This is a genomic window from Enterococcus sp. DIV1375a (assembly GCF_051712205.1).
Classification (GTDB): domain Bacteria; phylum Bacillota; class Bacilli; order Lactobacillales; family Enterococcaceae; genus Enterococcus; species Enterococcus faecalis.
In genome coordinates, this window is sequence record NZ_JBIOOM010000001.1 from 1,773,974 (window position 1) to 1,791,140 (window position 17,167).

Consider the following 17,167-nt stretch of genomic DNA (forward strand, 5'->3'; position numbering starts at 1 on the left):
ATTAGTCGTTCTAAAACAATCGATTTTGTTTACTCCTCTTTTTCTTTGTTTCTCTTTATAACATAGAGAATTAATACAATTAAGATCAGTCCTACACCCAGATATGCAAATATTTTTTGGACTTTTTCTCCTGTTTTTGGTAAATAGGATGATTTAGACGTTTCTTTCTTGTTTATGGCAATTTCATTTTTACTATTTTTTGTAGGTTTGTTCTGGTCTGTAACAACTTTTTTTGTTTCCTTTTTATTTTTCGCTGGTTCTTCGGGTGTAATAGGCACCTCTGGTTCTTCGGGTGGATTAACTGTGTCATCTACTTTGGCTTTATTGAGAATTGTTTCGCCTGCCTTCGCTTCTTCGTTAACGATCACTTTGAAACGAATACTCCGCTCTTTTGTATCGGTGAGACTTGGGTATTCCGCTGTGATTGTGCCGTTGGCTTCTTTCAAGCTGATCGGTTTTGGTTCATCGCCGACACTTGTTAGGCTATCTTTGACATACGTCAGTCCTTTTGGTAGTTGGTCTGTGATAACCACTTTGTTTAAGACGCCATTTTCGACAGTGTTGCGGAAGCTAATGGTGTACTCGATAGTTTCGCCTAGTTTTGGTTTAGCGTTATTAACGGTTTTTGTTGCGGTTAGTTTGCCTGCGTTCGCTTCTGGTACCACAGGCACCTCTGGTTCTTCGGGCGGATTAACTGTGTCATCTACTTTGGCTTTGTTGAGAATTGTTTCGCCCGCTTTGGCTTCTTCATTAACGATCACTTTGAAACGAATACTCCGTTCTTTCGTATCGGTGAGACTTGGGTATTCCGCTGTGATTGTGCCGTTGGCTTCTTTCAAGCTGGTTGGTTTTGGTTCATCACCGACACTTGTTAGGCTATCTTTGACATACGTCAATCCTTTTGGTAGTTGGTCTGTGATAACCACTTTGTTTAGGACGCCATTTTCGATGGTGTTGCGGAAGCTGATGGTATATTCGATTTCTTCCCCTAGTTTGGGTTTGGCGTTATTAACGGTTTTTGTTGCGGTTAATTTGCCTGCGTTCGCTTCTGGTACCACAGGCACCTCTGGTTCTTCGGGCGGATTAACTGTGTCATCTACTTTGGCTTTGTTGAGAATTGTTTCGCCTGCTTTGGCTTCTTCGTTAACGATCACTTTGAAACGAATACTCCGCTCTTTCGTATCGGTGATACTTGGGTATTCCGCTGTGATTGTGCCGTTGGCTTCTTTCAAGCTGGTTGGCTTGGGTTCATCACCGACACTTGTTAGGCTATCTTTGACATACGTTAGTCCTTTTGGTAGTTGGTCTGTGACAACCACTTTGTTTAAGACGCCATTTTCGACAGTGTTGCGGAAGCTAATGGTGTATTCGATTGCTTCCCCTAGTTTGGGTTTGGCGTTATTAACGGTTTTTGTTGCGGTTAATTTGCCAGTTACTTGTTCGTCCGCAATTTTTGCTTCTACTATATTAGAAGTTTCGTTGACTTTTGCAGATGTTAAAATATCTACTGCCTCAACGGTTGCGCTATTAGGCACTAATTCATTTGCTTTTGCTCGTTCATTTATCTGCGCTTTAAATTCGTAAATTGTTTCAGCTGTATCAGCTTTGTAGCTACCTCCTTGTGTAGCAGTTGCACCATTGCCAACACGGACTATAATTTGTTTATTGGTTGCATCATATTCTGCTTGATCATCGCCTGAAGCATCCGTTTTTTCACCAGAATTTGGTCCACTAATAATTTTTAAAGAGCCTGGCAAATAATTTAAGCGACCATCTAGTGCATCCTTCGAAACTGAATTTATCGCTTCTGAATCAGCTTTTGTATTTTTTAGTGAGACACGATACGTGATTGTTTCACCAACTTTGTAAGTTTCTTTTGGTTCCACAATTTCTTTCTTAATTTCAAATTCAGGTGTTTCTGCGTTTACAGCAAAACCAATCGCATTCGTAGAATAATCGTCACCACTACTTGTTGTTCTAAAATTAATTTGGTTTTGTCCAGCATTTAAAACACCTTCGGGAATTGCCATACGATCGATATCAATATCTAAAAAATTAGGATGATCCGGCGCAAATTTCCCTGGATACTTGTCTACCATATGTTCATCGTTATCTGTCACAGTTGCGTTCATAGCATTGTTAACTGGATTGAGCGTGTTCGAAATATTTACCCAAGTTCCTGCGCTATTTTTAATTTGTGCGTTGTCTCCAGTCCAGTATTTATCTCCTTGAACAGTAAACCAGGTCACAATTGGATCAAGCTTTCCTTGTTTTGCTGTTAAAAAGTTGCTCATAGTAAATTCATTATTAGTTCCAGCAGCATTGCCACGTGCTCCATAGTAAATACTAAAAGCTCTTGACTTACTTGCCTGATCCTTTGTAACAACAAACAAACTCCAACCACTAAAGTTATAATATTGATATTGACCATTTAAACTACTTGTCATAGGAATATCTGCTAACGTATAACTTCCTGTCGCACTTTTATCCCCTTGTAAAATTGAAGTTACATCTGCATAATTAGAAAATCCAGTATTATTGTATCCGAAACGTTGTCCTGGGTTTGTTGCATCTTGATCGATACGATGGTACCTTTGGGGCGAAACACGCTGTACGGTTCCATTTGGTGTTGTAAATTGAACTGGTGCACTAATTTCTTCATCAGAAAGATTTGTTCCGTAAGCAGGGCCTTTATATCTAGAGGCACTCCAAAATAAGCCCGCCCAAGCAATCTCTTTTGCACCATTTAAATCAATATAAGCCCGACTAGAGTTATACGTATTTGGATCATTGTCAACATCTGCAAATTCTAAAGGAAAATTGTTAATTGCATAACCACTACTTGCTCCTCGTGTGTTTAAAAATGTTTGCGCAGCCCCCGTATTTTCATTCGCAATTTTTAAGTTGGTATTTCCCGTTGAAAAAAGTTCTCCTCTATGAACGCTTCGATAAATCGGTGTATTAAACCCCCGACCAGGTGTTGGTGGCACTAACGGACCAGTAGGTTGCGCCTTTAATGGAGGTTGCTCAGGACTTTCGGTAGCCTGCGTTAGTGCTGTCTCTTGAATACTTTCTGTCGCCTTTCCTGCTTCAGGCTTTGTTTCGTTACTAGTAGTTGCGGTCATTTCATTTGTAGAAGAGGCTGTTTCGCTTGCCTGATTTTCTACTTTTGTTTCTGAAGTTTCCTGTTTTTCCTTCGAAACAAACTCTTTATCTGCTAGCATATCTTTACTAGGTAAATCAATTACTAGTGTCCCTTTTTCATTATCTTCTATTAGTACGCTGACCAATAACTTGCTCGACGCTTTTGTAGTTATTTGCCCATTTATGGTAATCTTTCTTGTTGAATTTGGTTGAAGGTTGCATGTATCCTAATAAAGTGGACACATTTTTTGGTATACTATTAAATAAATAGACAGAAATTTTGAAAGGAATTTTTAATATGGTAAATAACAGAAAATCACCACGTAAATTTGACGAAGAGTTTAAAAAATCCATTGTAAAACTTCACGAAAGTGGTAAAACTCAAAATGCTTTAGCTAAGGAGTACGGCATTGCTCTTTCTTCAATTGCTCGTTGGGTCAAACAATATTCCGAAGTAAAAATTGACGATGACACGATCCTTACGGCCCGTCAAATCAAACAGCTACAAAAACGAAATGCGCAACTCGAGGAGGAAAATTTAATCCTAAAAAAAGCGATTGCCATATTCACGCCTCGCTTGACGAACGATTAAAAGCCATACACATTCTTCGATATGAACACAGTATTGTTACACTCTGTCGTGTACTCAAAGTCAATCGTTCCACTTATTACAAACACTTTTCTGGAAAAGTAGCCCCAAGAACAAAAGAAAATCAACACCTAAGAAAAGTGATTTTAGAAATTTATACTTCTTCTCAAAAACGTCTTGGCGCTGCAAAAATCCGCCAGATTCTTTTGCGTGATTATGGCATTTCGATTAGTATTGGTCGTGTTTATCGCTTGATGAAAGCAATGGACCTCCCAAAAATGTCTACAGTAAAGCCTGTTTTCAAAAAAAGGAAAAACAAGGTTTCTTTGACACGGCCAAATCATCTAAACCAAGCGTTCAATCCACCTGCACCAAATCAAGTTTGGACAAGTGATTTTTCTTATATCCCCATCGGTAAGAAAACATTTGCGTATTTGTGTGTCGTTTTAGATTTGTTTTCTAGAAAAGTAATTGCTTGGACCGTAGGATCAACGATTGATACAAAACTAGCCATTCAAACATTAGAAAAAGCACTTCATTCTCGAAAATTAATGAATCCTGTTCTTTTTCATACAGATCAAGGGTCTCAATATACCTCTTTTGAATTTAGAAAGTTTATAGAGCATCATCCGATTGTCCATTCTCTTTCAAAACCAGGTTATCCGTGGGATAACGCCGTTACCGAAGCTTTTTTTAAATATATGAAAAAAGAAGAATTAAATCGCCGTTCATTCCATTCAATCGAAGAAGTACGTTTGGCTTGTTTCGCTTACATTGAAGGATTCTATAACACCAAACGTCCTCACGGAACATTAGATATGCTTACACCAAATGAAAAGGAGGCTCTTTACTTTGAATGTCTTTAAGTATCTTCTCTTTTTGTGTCTACTTTATTGACATCTATCCATTTTAAAATGAGATTTTTGATTGGTACATCTCGTGTATTTGTTATTTCGTAAGTGACCGTTTTAATATCTTCTTGAGACGATGTATCTTCTATTTTCCCTATTACTTTGAGCCCGTCTTTTTCAACAGTATTCTCAGCATCACTCGTTACTTCTTGAGCAAATGCGTTCATCATTGGTAACAAATTTAAAATAAACAGCATGGTAATCATAAGGTAACTCACAAAATTTTTAACTGCTTTATTCATTTACATTCTCCTTCGTTCTTTTCATTTACTTAAACAAATCATCTTCAAACAACTTTTACAATTACTCATTATTTCTCAATATCCACCTCCATAAAATACTTTTCAACCTTCAATTCTTTCTTTATTTAGCTACAACAACTTTTTTTAACGTACGATTTTCCGTTTCTCCTTATAATCAAAAAGTAACACATTATATTGGCTAAAAAAAGAAAAAAACCCGATATTTCAACAAAAAATTACGAATTAAATAACACGTTTTATATGAAGCAAATATATTGACTTTCCCTAAAAAATACAAATATAGGTAAGTTCTAGCTTTAAGAGTAATTTTTTTATTGTTTTCCCTTTAATAACATTCGTTCTAAATTGTTTTAAAAACTAAAATTTTTTTCATGTAATTTTCATTACATTTACCAAAAAAAGAAACTAGCTTAGCTACATTTGCTATTACTAGTTTCTTTTTTTTAAATTGTTTTACTTTTCCCCTAAAATTTCAATCCAACCATAATAATATTCAATATATTGATTTTCCTCTTCTAGTTGTGTCAAGATATGCTCTCCGACAACGATGCCTGTTTCAAATCCTTGTTTTGCTAAACGCTTTTTTACTTCTTCGATATTATTCAAACGGGTATCTTGTGTATTGACTTTTAAAATAAAGCCTTTGTATTGGCTACTTGGTTCTTTGAGCCAAATCACTTTGTCTAAACTTTTTTTATTCACATGATTTGCCAAACAAATCCCATACGTCAGTTCATTGGATTCACTTAAATCCCCGTAAATACCTAAAGTTGAAATGTGTTCCATGTAAACTTTCATCTCTTCTGGATCCTCAATATCAACAACAACAATTTTATCAAAAGGAATTGGTTCATCTGAAAAAACCAATGTTTCTAAATCAATTAACGCATGTAAATGTAATTTTCTTTTCTTGATTTCTTTGTATTTATGCTGAAGCCTTTTTATTTCTTGCCCCAGTTGTTCTTCTGTTGCTTCCATGGTGGCATAGAGATCGGTAGGAGTCTTTTTATACAAATTCAACATATCTTTGATAGGAATCCCCATTTTTCGATAAAAATCAATATCATATATTTTGAACAAATCTTCTAAATCAAAGGTTCGATATCCGTTTTCTTCATTGCGTGTTGTACTAATCAACCCTTGCTCGTCCCAATAACGAATCGTGGACTTAGGGATATTTAACAACTCAGAAACATCTTTTATTGTGTAATTTTTTTCCATACTGTTCCCTCCATCAAAAAGTTTAGCATTTCTACTGTTGACATTCAAGTTACTTGAATGTGTACAATGACTCTTTGTAACAGCTAAAACGGTATTGTTTAAGGAGGAAATTTCATGAAATTAATGAAAGAGTTTATTAAAGAAAATAAATGGATTGTTCTTGCGACAACTTTAACCATCTGTTTGCAAATCGCAGGAACCCTTGGCGTCCCTAAATTAGTTGGCAAGTTGATTGATGTGGGCATCGTTAGCGGTGACCAACAAGTAATTAAAACGATTGGCATACAAATGTTTCTTGTGGCATTCATTGGAACAATTGCCGCAATTATTTCTAGCTATTTGTCTGCTTTAGTAGCTGCTAAATTTGGTTTCCAAGTTAGAGGATTGTTCTTTAAAAAATTTCAACAATTCTCGATGAAAAATGTTGATAAATTTGGTTCAAATTCTTTGCTAACTAGAATGACCAACGATGTAGATAATGTTCAAACAATGATTGTGCTGTTTTGCCAATTAATCTTTCCAGCGCCTATTATTAGTTTATTTGCCTTAGTGATGACATTTTCTTATTCAGTTTCACTCGCTTGGGTAACATTGGCTTCCATCGTATTTTACTTAGTCGTTGTTTATTTTTTAATGAAAAAAGGCACCCCTTTATCTTTAAAAATTCAACCAAAAATGGATCGAATTACTACGACTTTACGAGAGTTCTTTACTGGAATTAATATGATTCGTGCGTTCAATAATCAAGACTTTGAAGAGCAGCGAACCAATCAAACATTTAAAAATTATGCTGAACGCATGAGCAAAGTGAATCGAATCTTTGCTTGGATTACTCCCGTTGCCTTTTTATTAATGGGCGTTGTGTATGCCTCTATTTTGTGGTTTGGCGGTAATTTAGTGGCGGTAGGCACCCTACAAATTGGCACCGTTACAGCTGTGATTGAATATACGCTTCTAACTTTGGCCTACTTAATGATCGCTGCTATGGTATTAGTTGTCATTCCACGGTCCGTTGCTTCCTTGAATCGCTTGCAAGAAGTTTTGTCAGAAGAAATTGAAATTAGCGATCCTCATACTGAAGCAACCATTGCTTATCATCCTGAGAAAGCCTTGATTTGCTTCGATCACGTCACGTTTCAATACACAGAAACAGCTGATCCTGTTTTAGAAAATGTTAGTTTTGTCATCCCTAAAGGAAAAACAACGGCGATTGTTGGGGCAACTGGCGCTGGTAAAAGTACTTTAGTTAAGTTACTTTTACGAATAAATGAGGTCACAGCCGGCACGATTAGCTATTCTGGCACAGATATCCGCTCATTATCTCAGCAAACGATTCGCCAAGTCATCAGTTATGTGCCACAAAAAGCCTTTCTTTTCAGTGGGACAATCTTATCAAACTTATTAATGGGAAATGCCGAAGCAACTACAGAAGAAATAAAAACGGCACTAGAAATTTCACAATCTTCTGAATTTATCGATTCCTTACCACAAGGGATTGAAAGTTTCGTAGCACAAGGCAGGTCCAACTATTCTGGTGGTCAAAAACAAAGAATGTGTATTGCACGAGCCTTAATCAAACCGGCAGATGTTTATATTTTCGATGATAGCTTTTCTGCATTAGATTACAAAACTGATGCCGCTCTACGTGCCGCTTTACATGCACAAATGGCGGACAAAACTTTACTCATTGTTGCTCAACGGTTAAGTACAATCATGAACGCTGACAATATTATCGTCCTAGATGAAGGAAGGATTGTTGGTCAAGGCACCCACGCTGATTTACTTACCACTAATAGCTATTACCAAGACTTTGCTAAATCGCAAGGTATCTTACCCAAGTAACTAAAGAAAGGATGTGACTGCTTGAAAGAAAGTTTTCTTTTCAAGCCATACAATGAAAAAAACAATGAATCTTCAAAGCTTTAAACGTTTCTGGAAAATGATTAAACCTGAGCATCCAATCTTTTATGGTCTAATGATCTGCAGTTTAATTGGAAACTTATTAATTGTTGCCATGACCTATATTATGGCAATCGGGATTGATAACCTCTTAGAAGCGATCAAGCGTGTCGAGCTCAAAGGCATGACACTTCCTTTAGTTGAAGAAGCACTCTTAGGTCCCGTCTTACTTTTAATTCTCTTTTCAATCATTAGTAGTATCACTTCTTTTATCCAGGAACGAGCAATGGCTTCTTTAAGCGAACGGGTTACTTTAAGAATTAGAAAAGAAGTGACAAAAAAGTTTAAAACTTTACCAATGGCCTTCTTTGACAATCACCAAGTGGGCGATATCATTAGTCGTTCAACAACTGGCTTAAACCAATTGTCACAAGTTCTTTTAACAGGCATCAACCAATTTTTCACTTCCGTCGTGACTATCCTTTTTGCAGGAATTATGTTGTTCTATATTGATGCAAAATTAACTATTTTAGTGTTGCTACTAATTGGCGGTAGTACTTTCATGACGACAAAAATTGCGAATAAAAACAAGGTGTTTGCTGATCAAAGTCAAGCTGAATTAGGTCAATTAAATAATAAAATGGAAGAATATTTGGCAGGAAATTTGGTCACAAAAACCTTTAATCAACAGCAAAATGCTGAAAAAACAATTGCTGCTGTTAATCAACAACATTATCGTGCCTTTAAAAAAGCACAGTTTCTAAATTTTGCGATTTATCCAGCTATTCGTTTTATCAATCAGTTGGCTTTTATTATCAGTGCTATCTTAGGCGCAATGCTCGTTTTATCTGGTGGTATTACGATTGGTTTCTTGCAAGCGTATTTGCAATATATCAACCAAATTTCTGAGCCGATTTCTACCGCTTCTTATGTCATTAACTCAATTCAAGCAGCGATGGCTTCCATTGATCGGATTTTTGTTATCTTAGATGAAGCTGATGAACAGCCAGAAGCAACTCATTTAGAAACTATTTCTTCTCCTAAAGGAGCCATTGAATTTAAAAATGTTCAATTTGGCTACACACCAGAAAAAATTTTAATGAAGAATGTTGATTTTTCTGTTCAACCGAAAAAAACAGTGGCCATTGTGGGACCCACCGGCGCTGGTAAAACAACATTAGTCAACTTATTGATGCGTTTCTATGAAATAAATCAAGGCGCCATTACTTTTGATGGGATTGATATTACGAAACTTTCTCGACAAAATCTAAGAAATTTATTTGGCATGGTATTACAAAACACTTGGCTATTTGAAGGAACCGTAGCAGATAATATTGCCTATGGAAAAAAAGACGCTTCTCGTGAAGAAATAATTGAAGCGGCTAAAATTGCTCAATGTGATCATTTTATTCGGACCCTTCCTCAAGGATATGACACAATTATTTCTAGCGAAAATGGTGCATTATCACAAGGGCAACAACAGTTATTAACCATCGCCCGAATCATTTTAGCAAATCCGCCCGTTGTTATTCTCGATGAAGCAACTTCGAGTGTGGACACACGAACAGAAGCCCATATTCAAAAAGCGATGGAAACTGTCACAGAAAATCGAACAAGCTTCGTTATCGCTCATCGATTATCCACGATTGAAAATGCTGATTTAATTTTAGTGATGAAAAATGGCGATATTATTGAAAAAGGAACGCATCAGGAACTATTACAAGCTCCGACTCTTTACGCCAGCTTATATAATAGTCAATTTCAAACCACTTAAAAAGAACTGGAACAAGTCATTCTTCTTTTGACTTGTTCCAGTTCTTTTATTGCTTAGAAGTATTGAATTCCCATTGCTTTTTTGACTTCTGTTAAGGTTTGTGCTGCCACTTTTTCAGCAGCAAGACTTCCTTTATGCAACATTTCCATAATCGCTTCTGGATTTTTAGCCAGCTCTTCACGACGTCGACGAATCGGTGCGAGTTCTTCTTCTAGGACATCAATTAAGTAACGTTTAATTTTCACATCTCCTAAACCGCCATGACGATAGTGCTCTTTTAATTCTTCAATATATTCTTTCTCTTTCCCAAAGACATCCAAGTAAGTAAAGACCATATTTCCTTCAACTTGTCCTGGGTCCTCTATACGAATATGATTTGGATCGGTATACATACTCATTACTTTTTTCTGTACCACTTCAGCTGGATCTGAAAGATAAATACCATTGCCTAAAGACTTACTCATTTTTCCGTTGCCATCAATTCCTGGCAAGCGTCCCATGCCTTTTGGTGGTAACACAGCTTCCGGTCTAACTAAAACTTCACCGTACGTCTGATTAAAACTATGCACAATTTCTTGCGCTTGTTCCAACATTGGTTTTTGGTCTTCCCCAACTGGGACTAAGTTCGCTTGAAAGGCAGTAATATCAGCAGCTTGTGAAACGGGATAAATAAAGAATCCTGTCGGAACACCCTCGCCAAATTTTTTTTGCTCAATTTCTGCTTTGACCGTTGGATTCCGCCGAACACGTGACGTGGTCACTAAATTTAGATAGTACATTGTTAATTCAGCTAACTGTGGAATTTGCGATTGGATAAAAATTGTTGTTTTCGTAGGGTCTAAACCAACTGCTAAATAGTCCAAAGCAACTTCTAAAACATTGGCTGAAACTTTTTTGGGATTTTTTGCATTATCTGTCAATGCTTGTAAATCTGCAATCATGACAAATAATTGATTTGTAGGGTCTGCTTGCATTTCTACTCGTTTTTTTAAAGAACCTACGTAATGTCCTAGGTGCAATTTACCAGTTGGACGATCACCTGTTAAGATAGTATTCATTGTCTACACACCTTTATCGTTTTTAAGTAGTTTAGAAAAGAGGTCGGGACAGAACCGTTTAGCTCCGAGAAATAAGAAGAAATTTCCGAAAATTGCTCTTTAATTTTTGGAGACCAAGTAGGTATTGTGCATCATCGAATCACTACGTTCTTCGTGATTCTCAACACTTGGAAGGATTAAGATACGCCGAACACTTGTGTGAGAAAGTCAATTTCGGCTTATTCCCGAAGGACCTTCACCAAGTAGGTACGATGATTTCATCTGTTCATGCTTCACAGTGAAACATCGCAACTCTTAGAGCTGTAGCTCTTTTGAAGGCTGTACTGTGACGAGACGCATGTCGAGAAAACACCTTAGAAGTTGTTGAGATCGGAGCAACGCGTAGTGTTGGTTCTGTTCCTGCCGTTTATCAGGTTTTTAGCCCGGAGCAAAAATCCAAAGTGATTTTTGTCCCAGGCTCTTTTCTGTTTATTTTTTCTGATCATCTTCATCCATTTTCAGAACCGCCATAAAGGCTTCTTGAGGAACTTCCACGGATCCAATTTGTTTCATCCGTTTCTTCCCTTCTTTTTGTTTCTCTAACAATTTACGTTTACGAGAAACATCGCCACCATAGCATTTAGCCAGTACGTTTTTGCGTAAGGCTTTAATATCTGAACGAGCCACAATTTTTTGACCAATCGCCGCTTGAACTGGGACTTCAAACTGTTGACGTGGAATTAGTTTTTTCAGTTTCTCAACAATCGCTTTACCACGCTCAAATGCGAAATCTCGGTGAACAATAAAGCTTAACGCATCCACTTTTTCAGCATTTAATAGAATATCCATTTTCACTAGGCGGCTGGTACGATAGCCAGCCATTTCGTAATCTAAGGATGCATAGCCTTTTGTACTTGATTTCAATTTATCGAAAAAGTCAAACACGATTTCAGATAACGGAATTTCATAAACTACGTTTACACGATAATCGTCTAAGTAATCCATTGTAATGAATTCGCCACGTTTACGTTGTGATAATTCCATTACTGCTCCTACATAATCGTTTGGCACCATGATTTGCGCTTTAACATAAGGTTCTTCCACAGATTCAATCGTTACTGGTTCTGGAAATTCAGCTGGGTTGTCAACAACAACGGTTGTTCCGTCAGTTTTATTAACGTGATAGATTACAGACGGTGCTGTTGTAATTAACTCTAAATTAAATTCTCGTTCCAAACGTTCCTGAACAACATCCATGTGCAGCAAACCTAAGAAACCACAACGGAAACCAAACCCTAAAGCTTGTGATGTTTCCGGTTCAAATTGTAACGCCGCATCATTTAATTGTAATTTTTCTAATGCTTCCCGTAAATCATTGTAGCGCGACGTATCAATTGGATATAAGCCACAATACACCATTGGATTCATTTTGCGATAGCCTGGTAGTGCTTCTGCTGCTGGATTGTCGGCCAAAGTCACTGTATCCCCGACCCGTGTATCTTGAACCGTTTTAATGCTAGCGGTGATATAGCCCACATCGCCAACCATTAAATAATCACGAGCGATTGGTTTCGGTGAAAAAACGCCGACTTCTGTTACATCAAACGTTTTACCGTTACTCATCATTTGGATTTTATCCCCAGGACGAACGACACCGTCAATTACACGGATGTTTAAAACGACCCCTCGATAGCTATCGTAAATAGAGTCAAAAATCAAAGCCTTTAAAGGAGCCTCAATATCGCCTGATGGAGCTGGTACATACTCCACCACTTGTTCTAAAATATCTTCAATCCCAATCCCTGCTTTTGCACTTGCTAAAACAGCTTCCGATGCATCAATTCCAATTACGTCTTCAATCTCTGTCCGAACACGCTCTGGATCAGCGGCGGGTAAATCAATTTTATTAATAACAGGTAAAATTTCTAAGTCATTATCCAATGCCAAATAGACATTTGCTAGCGTTTGCGCTTCAATTCCTTGTGCCGCATCAACAACTAGAACAGCCCCTTCACAAGCTGCCAAGCTACGAGAAACTTCGTAGGTGAAATCGACGTGCCCTGGTGTGTCAATCAAATGGAAAGTATAGGTTTCACCATCTTTGGCTGTATAGTTTAATTCAATTGCGTTTAATTTGATGGTAATGCCGCGTTCTCTCTCTAAATCCATTGAATCAAGTAATTGATCTTGCATTTCTCGACTGCTAACTGTATTTGTTTTTTCCAAAATCCGGTCGGCTAAAGTTGACTTCCCATGGTCAATGTGGGCAATGATCGAGAAATTACGAATTTTCTCTTGTCTTGCTTTCATTTCTTTATTGTTCATTTTTTGCCTCATTTCTTTTAAGAAAAGCTAGCTCCCTGCTAGCTTCATCAATCAATTGTTATATTTTAGTTGCCTTTTTTATCAAATTATCATGTTTAAAGGTCTAGGATAATCAGCACTTTTCATTATACCAATTTTTGAAGAAGATTTAAAGCACTTCCCTTTTATTCTTTTGGTTTCGAAAGGCTAACAGAGTTTCGAAAAATTTGGTATACTAAAAACAGTAAATTTATTGGAGATGGAAAAATGGATGAACAAGAATTTCGAAAGCAACTGACCTTAAAGCCTGTTGAGGAAGAACACATTGATCAATTTAATGAACTTCTTTCCTATGTTTTTCAAGTGACTGAAGCAGATATTGAAGAAAGTGGTTTTGAAAACAAACGCGCATTTATCAAATCAAAACAACCGATTTTAGAACTTTCAAAAGTATTTGGCTGGTTTCACGAAAATCAATTAATTTCACAAATTGCTATCTATCCATGCGAAGTCAATATCCATGGTGCTTTGTATAAAATGGGCGGCGTTACTGGTGTCGGTACCTATCCTGAATATGCCAACCACGGTTTAATGAAAGACTTGATTCAAACAGCATTAGAAGAAATGCGCCAAGATAAACAGTGGATTTCTTATCTTTTCCCTTACAACATTCCTTATTATCGACGTAAAGGTTGGGAAATCATGTCCGACAAGTTATCTTTTAAAATTCGGGATACGCAATTACCAAAAACTGTTCCCGTTCCAGGAATGATTGAACGGTTAGCTGTCGATCACCCAGATGTCTTTGATGTCTATGCGCGATTCGCTCGTCAAAATCACGGCGCGCTCATTCGTAGTGCCTTCAACTGGGAAGAATATTGGCGTTTCGAAAACGAGGAAGAACGGACTGCTGCTGTCTATTATGGTGCCAATCAAGAACCTTTAGGAGTACTTTTCTATTGGGTGGCCGATGAGGTATTTCATATTAAGGAAATGTTTTACTTGAACCAAGAAGCCCGAAATGGCTTGTGGAATTTTATTACTGCGCATTTTTCGATGGTTTATTGGGTCAAGGGCGATATCTATAAAAACGAACCATTAGCTTTTCTTTTAGAAGATAGCCAAATTAAAGAAAGCATTGAGCCCTATTATATGGCTCGAATTGTCGATGTCAAAGCCTTTTTAGAAAACTTTCCTTTTGAAAGTACGGCTAAGCCCTTCCATTTTGTCGTTAAAGATCCTGTCGCTGAGTGGAACAATGGTATTTTTGGCTTAATTTGGGATGAAAATGATCAAGTAACCATTACGGATGAACCTTTAGGCACCGCCGTTCACTTAGATATTCAAACACTAACTTGTTTAGTCATGAATTACCGACGCCCTTCGTACTTACATCGAATTGAGCGCATTGATACAGATAAAGAAACTTTAAATTCTTTGGAACGGATTTTTCCTGACCAAGAAGCTTATTTCAGTGATTATTTCTAAAACCTTGGATTGGAGACAGACAAATGACAAAAATTTATTTTGCAGGACCTTTATTTTCGCAAGCTGACTTACGTTATAATGCCTATTTAGTCGAACAAATTCGACAATTGGATAAAACAATCGATCTTTATTTACCACAAGAAAATGCGGCGATTAACGACAAATCTGCTTATGCCGATAGTAAAATGATTGCCTTAGCAGATACAGAAAAGGTCCTTGCTAGCGATTTATTGGTTGCTTTATTAGACGGTCCAACCATTGATGCGGGCGTAGCTTCCGAAATTGGTGTTGCTTATGCCAAAGGAATCCCAGTGGTTGCCCTTTACACAGACAGCCGCCAACAAGGTGCTGACAATCACCAAAAGCTTGATGCTTTGAACGAAATCGCTGAAAATCAATTCCATTATTTAAACCTTTACACAGTTGGTTTGATTAAATTGAATGGTCGGGTAGTTTCTTCAGAAGAGGATTTGTTGGAAGAAATTAAGCAACGATTGTAAAAGTAGATATAGGGAGAAAGAAAAAACACAGAAGTTAGCATAATAGTCTAACTTTTGCGTTTTTTCTTTCTAATCCTTACTTTTTTATTGCTTACTTTCAAAAATTAAATTAAGAGACAAATATATTATTTTAAATTAATTGTCTATGTATAAAGGATATTTTAAGCTATAATAGTTATGATTTTACATTTTACATTTGGGGGTTTATACATGTTTCGTTTTATTATTGGCATAACTGCTTTTATTTTAAGCTTTGTCGGTTACGGCATATATCTAAGAAAAAAAGAAGTGCCACGTGACTTTATTCCTATTATTATTTTCTCTTCAATAATTGTAGCTATGTTTTTAGGCGGCCTTCTTAATATTCTAAAAGTCATGATACTTATTATTATTTTCAGTGGTATATTCTTATTGTTGTTTGATTTTTGGAAAAATAAAAGTATTCGGCAATCTTTAAAAGATCTATTATCGCCAGGTATACTTTTTTTCCTGTTATTTAGTTTTATTTTCTTTCTTGTTAGTCGAAACAGACTATTCATGCATTACGATAATTTTTCACATTGGGCTTTAATTGTTAAATCAATGTCTCTGACAAATAGCTTTCCTAGTTTTAAAACGGATGTCATAATGTTTACTTCTTATCCACCAGGATCGGCTGTTTTTATTTATTATTTTATTAAATTAGTAGGCGTCACAGAAAGCAATGCTATTTTTGCACAAATATTATTAATTTTAGCTTCCATAACGACCATCTTTAATTGGAAAAATATTTTTTCTACCAACTTTTCGCAAAAACAAAATAAAAATGTAAAAAAACTACTCGTATTCTTTTTGGCTGTTTTTTCATTTTACTTGTTTAAAGGCCCAACTTCTCTAATGGATCTTTTGGTAGACAATCTATTGCTGCTTTTGGGAACGGCAACCATGAATATTATTTTTTATTATTATCATGATTTCAAACGCGGCTTAATCCTGTCAAGTCCGTTAATGATTAGCCTTTTACTAGTGAAAAATAGCGGAGTTATTTTCATTGGATTAAATACTATATTTTTATTTATAAGTTTTTGGAATTGCTATGTCTTAGGGAAAGAACGTTGTACAAAAAAAGAACTGTTCCAATTTTTATTAGTCTTACTAACGCCATGGATTTCTTTTTTTCTTTGGCTACGCCATACAAAATATGTATATCCAGATGGAATGTCTGGGAAGCATGATATGAGTATTGCTTACTATAAAAAAATATTTTCAGAAAAAAGTTTCTCAGATATTGTTGAAATAAGTAAACGATTTTTACTTAGAATGTTCTCCTTTACAAGTTCAAATTTTCTATACGAATTGTTACTTTTTATTATAATCGCACTAGGGATTGCCTTCTATCTTAATAAAAAAACTGCTATTCCGATTAAAACATTAAAGCTACAAATTATCAGTAGTTTGGTTTTATTTTTAGGTTATATGTGTATTTTATGGGCGATGTATCTTCTTTCTATGCCGACTCCAGAAGCTTTAAACTTAGGGAGTTTTGATCGTTATGCTGGAAGTATTTTTAACTTCCTGATTGCTTTTATTATTGTGCAACTGCTGTGTTATATTGCTAAAACAGACAATTATAAAATCATCATGACTTCCTTGTTGTCATTAACGCTATTGTTCTCCTGTGTTATATTTGTTCGAATATCTGATTACTCATCAATCTTTTTAAGTAATCGTTATCCAAATAGTTTACGCGAACACATAGAGCAAGCCTTACCTAATTCAAAAAATACTTTAAAAGACAGAGACACTTCACATTCATATGCTGTCTATTCACCAGCTAGCAAAAATGATGCTGGTTACTCAGGTTTCTTCTTACGATATAAATTATTTAATAAAAAATCTTCTGTGATTTACGATTTAAACGATTCTTCTACTTTTAATGAAAAGATTAAGGGTAAGGATTACTTAGTTGTAGTGAAAGATGATCCTAAAATCTTGGAATACATTAAACGTAATAATTTAACTAAAGTAGAAAATAACACGTATAAACTTCACTAGAAA

Annotated in this window: 9 protein-coding genes and 2 pseudogenes; 6 read left to right on the forward strand and 5 right to left on the reverse strand. The window is 36.2% G+C overall.

Translation table 11 applies throughout. The annotated features are described in order from the left end of the window. Positions 1–29 precede the first annotated feature (29 nt). Positions 30–3,362: pseudogene (locus tag IGJ63_RS08710) on the reverse strand (isopeptide-forming domain-containing fimbrial protein); the annotation flags it as partial. Between the two features lie 80 nt (positions 3,363–3,442). Here IGJ63_RS08710 and IGJ63_RS08715 point away from each other — a divergent pair. Continuing rightward, positions 3,443–4,599, forward strand: a protein-coding gene (locus tag IGJ63_RS08715; protein WP_438746293.1) for an IS3 family transposase whose coding sequence is annotated in 2 segments (ribosomal slippage) — positions 3,443–3,701 and positions 3,701–4,599 — 1,158 coding nt in all. Because the reading frame shifts where the segments join, the coding sequence is not laid out codon by codon here. 26 nt (positions 4,600–4,625) lie between these two features. On the opposite strand, the pseudogene IGJ63_RS08720 reads toward IGJ63_RS08715, so the two are convergent. Then, positions 4,626–4,886: pseudogene (locus tag IGJ63_RS08720) on the reverse strand (hypothetical protein); the annotation flags it as partial. A 474-nt stretch (positions 4,887–5,360) separates the two neighbouring features. Further along, entirely contained in the window at positions 5,361–6,176 is an 816-nt protein-coding gene (locus IGJ63_RS08725; RefSeq protein WP_002395516.1) for a MerR family transcriptional regulator, read from the reverse strand. Positions 6,177–6,242: 66 nt separating this feature from the next. Between IGJ63_RS08725 and IGJ63_RS08730 the strand changes: the two genes are divergently transcribed. Both IGJ63_RS08730 and IGJ63_RS08735 read left to right on the forward strand, forming a co-directional pair. Beyond that, positions 6,243–7,970 (forward strand): ABC transporter ATP-binding protein, encoded by a 1,728-nt coding sequence (locus IGJ63_RS08730; protein ID WP_101731703.1) that lies wholly within the window; start codon positions 6,243–6,245, stop codon positions 7,968–7,970. Between the two features lie 52 nt (positions 7,971–8,022). Further along, positions 8,023–9,801, forward strand: coding sequence for an ABC transporter ATP-binding protein (locus IGJ63_RS08735; protein WP_101731704.1), 1,779 nt, complete (start codon positions 8,023–8,025; stop codon positions 9,799–9,801). 53 nt (positions 9,802–9,854) lie between these two features. On the opposite strand, the gene trpS is transcribed toward IGJ63_RS08735, so the two are convergent. Next, entirely contained in the window at positions 9,855–10,859 is a 1,005-nt protein-coding gene (trpS, locus tag IGJ63_RS08740) for a tryptophan--tRNA ligase (protein ID WP_002420055.1), read from the reverse strand. Positions 10,860–11,327: 468 nt separating this feature from the next. Then, the gene (lepA, locus tag IGJ63_RS08745) at positions 11,328–13,163 is read right to left on the reverse strand and encodes a translation elongation factor 4 (RefSeq protein WP_002362155.1); all 1,836 of its coding nucleotides are present in this window, start codon (positions 13,161–13,163) and stop codon (positions 11,328–11,330) included. 246 nt (positions 13,164–13,409) lie between these two features. Between lepA and IGJ63_RS08750 the strand changes: the two genes are divergently transcribed. From IGJ63_RS08750 to IGJ63_RS08760, 3 genes are all read left to right on the forward strand, one after another. Beyond that, complete coding sequence (locus IGJ63_RS08750; protein WP_002356813.1) at positions 13,410–14,630, forward strand: GNAT family N-acetyltransferase; 1,221 nt, start codon at positions 13,410–13,412, stop codon at positions 14,628–14,630. Between the two features lie 23 nt (positions 14,631–14,653). After that, a complete protein-coding gene (locus IGJ63_RS08755) occupies positions 14,654–15,130 on the forward strand; it encodes a nucleoside 2-deoxyribosyltransferase (RefSeq protein ID WP_002408815.1) in 477 nt (158 codons plus the stop codon). A gap of 210 nt (positions 15,131–15,340) precedes the next feature. Continuing rightward, positions 15,341–17,164, forward strand: a complete 1,824-nt coding sequence (locus IGJ63_RS08760) for a hypothetical protein (RefSeq protein ID WP_229207229.1) — start codon at positions 15,341–15,343, stop codon at positions 17,162–17,164. The last annotated feature ends 3 nt before the right edge of the window (positions 17,165–17,167 follow it).

Bases quoted from the DNA above. Each gene is read 5' to 3' on its own strand.
- IGJ63_RS08730 (WP_101731703.1), top strand. From the start codon at position 6,243: ATGAAATTAATGAAAGAGTTTATTAAAGAAAATAAATGGATTGTTCTT.
- IGJ63_RS08735 (WP_101731704.1), top strand. From the start codon at position 8,023: ATGAAAAAAACAATGAATCTTCAAAGCTTTAAACGTTTCTGGAAAATG.
- trpS (WP_002420055.1), bottom strand. From the start codon at position 10,859: ATGAATACTATCTTAACAGGTGATCGTCCAACTGGTAAATTGCACCTA.
- lepA (WP_002362155.1), bottom strand. From the start codon at position 13,163: ATGAACAATAAAGAAATGAAAGCAAGACAAGAGAAAATTCGTAATTTC.
- IGJ63_RS08750 (WP_002356813.1), top strand. From the start codon at position 13,410: ATGGATGAACAAGAATTTCGAAAGCAACTGACCTTAAAGCCTGTTGAG.
- IGJ63_RS08755 (WP_002408815.1), top strand. From the start codon at position 14,654: ATGACAAAAATTTATTTTGCAGGACCTTTATTTTCGCAAGCTGACTTA.
- IGJ63_RS08760 (WP_229207229.1), top strand. From the start codon at position 15,341: ATGTTTCGTTTTATTATTGGCATAACTGCTTTTATTTTAAGCTTTGTC.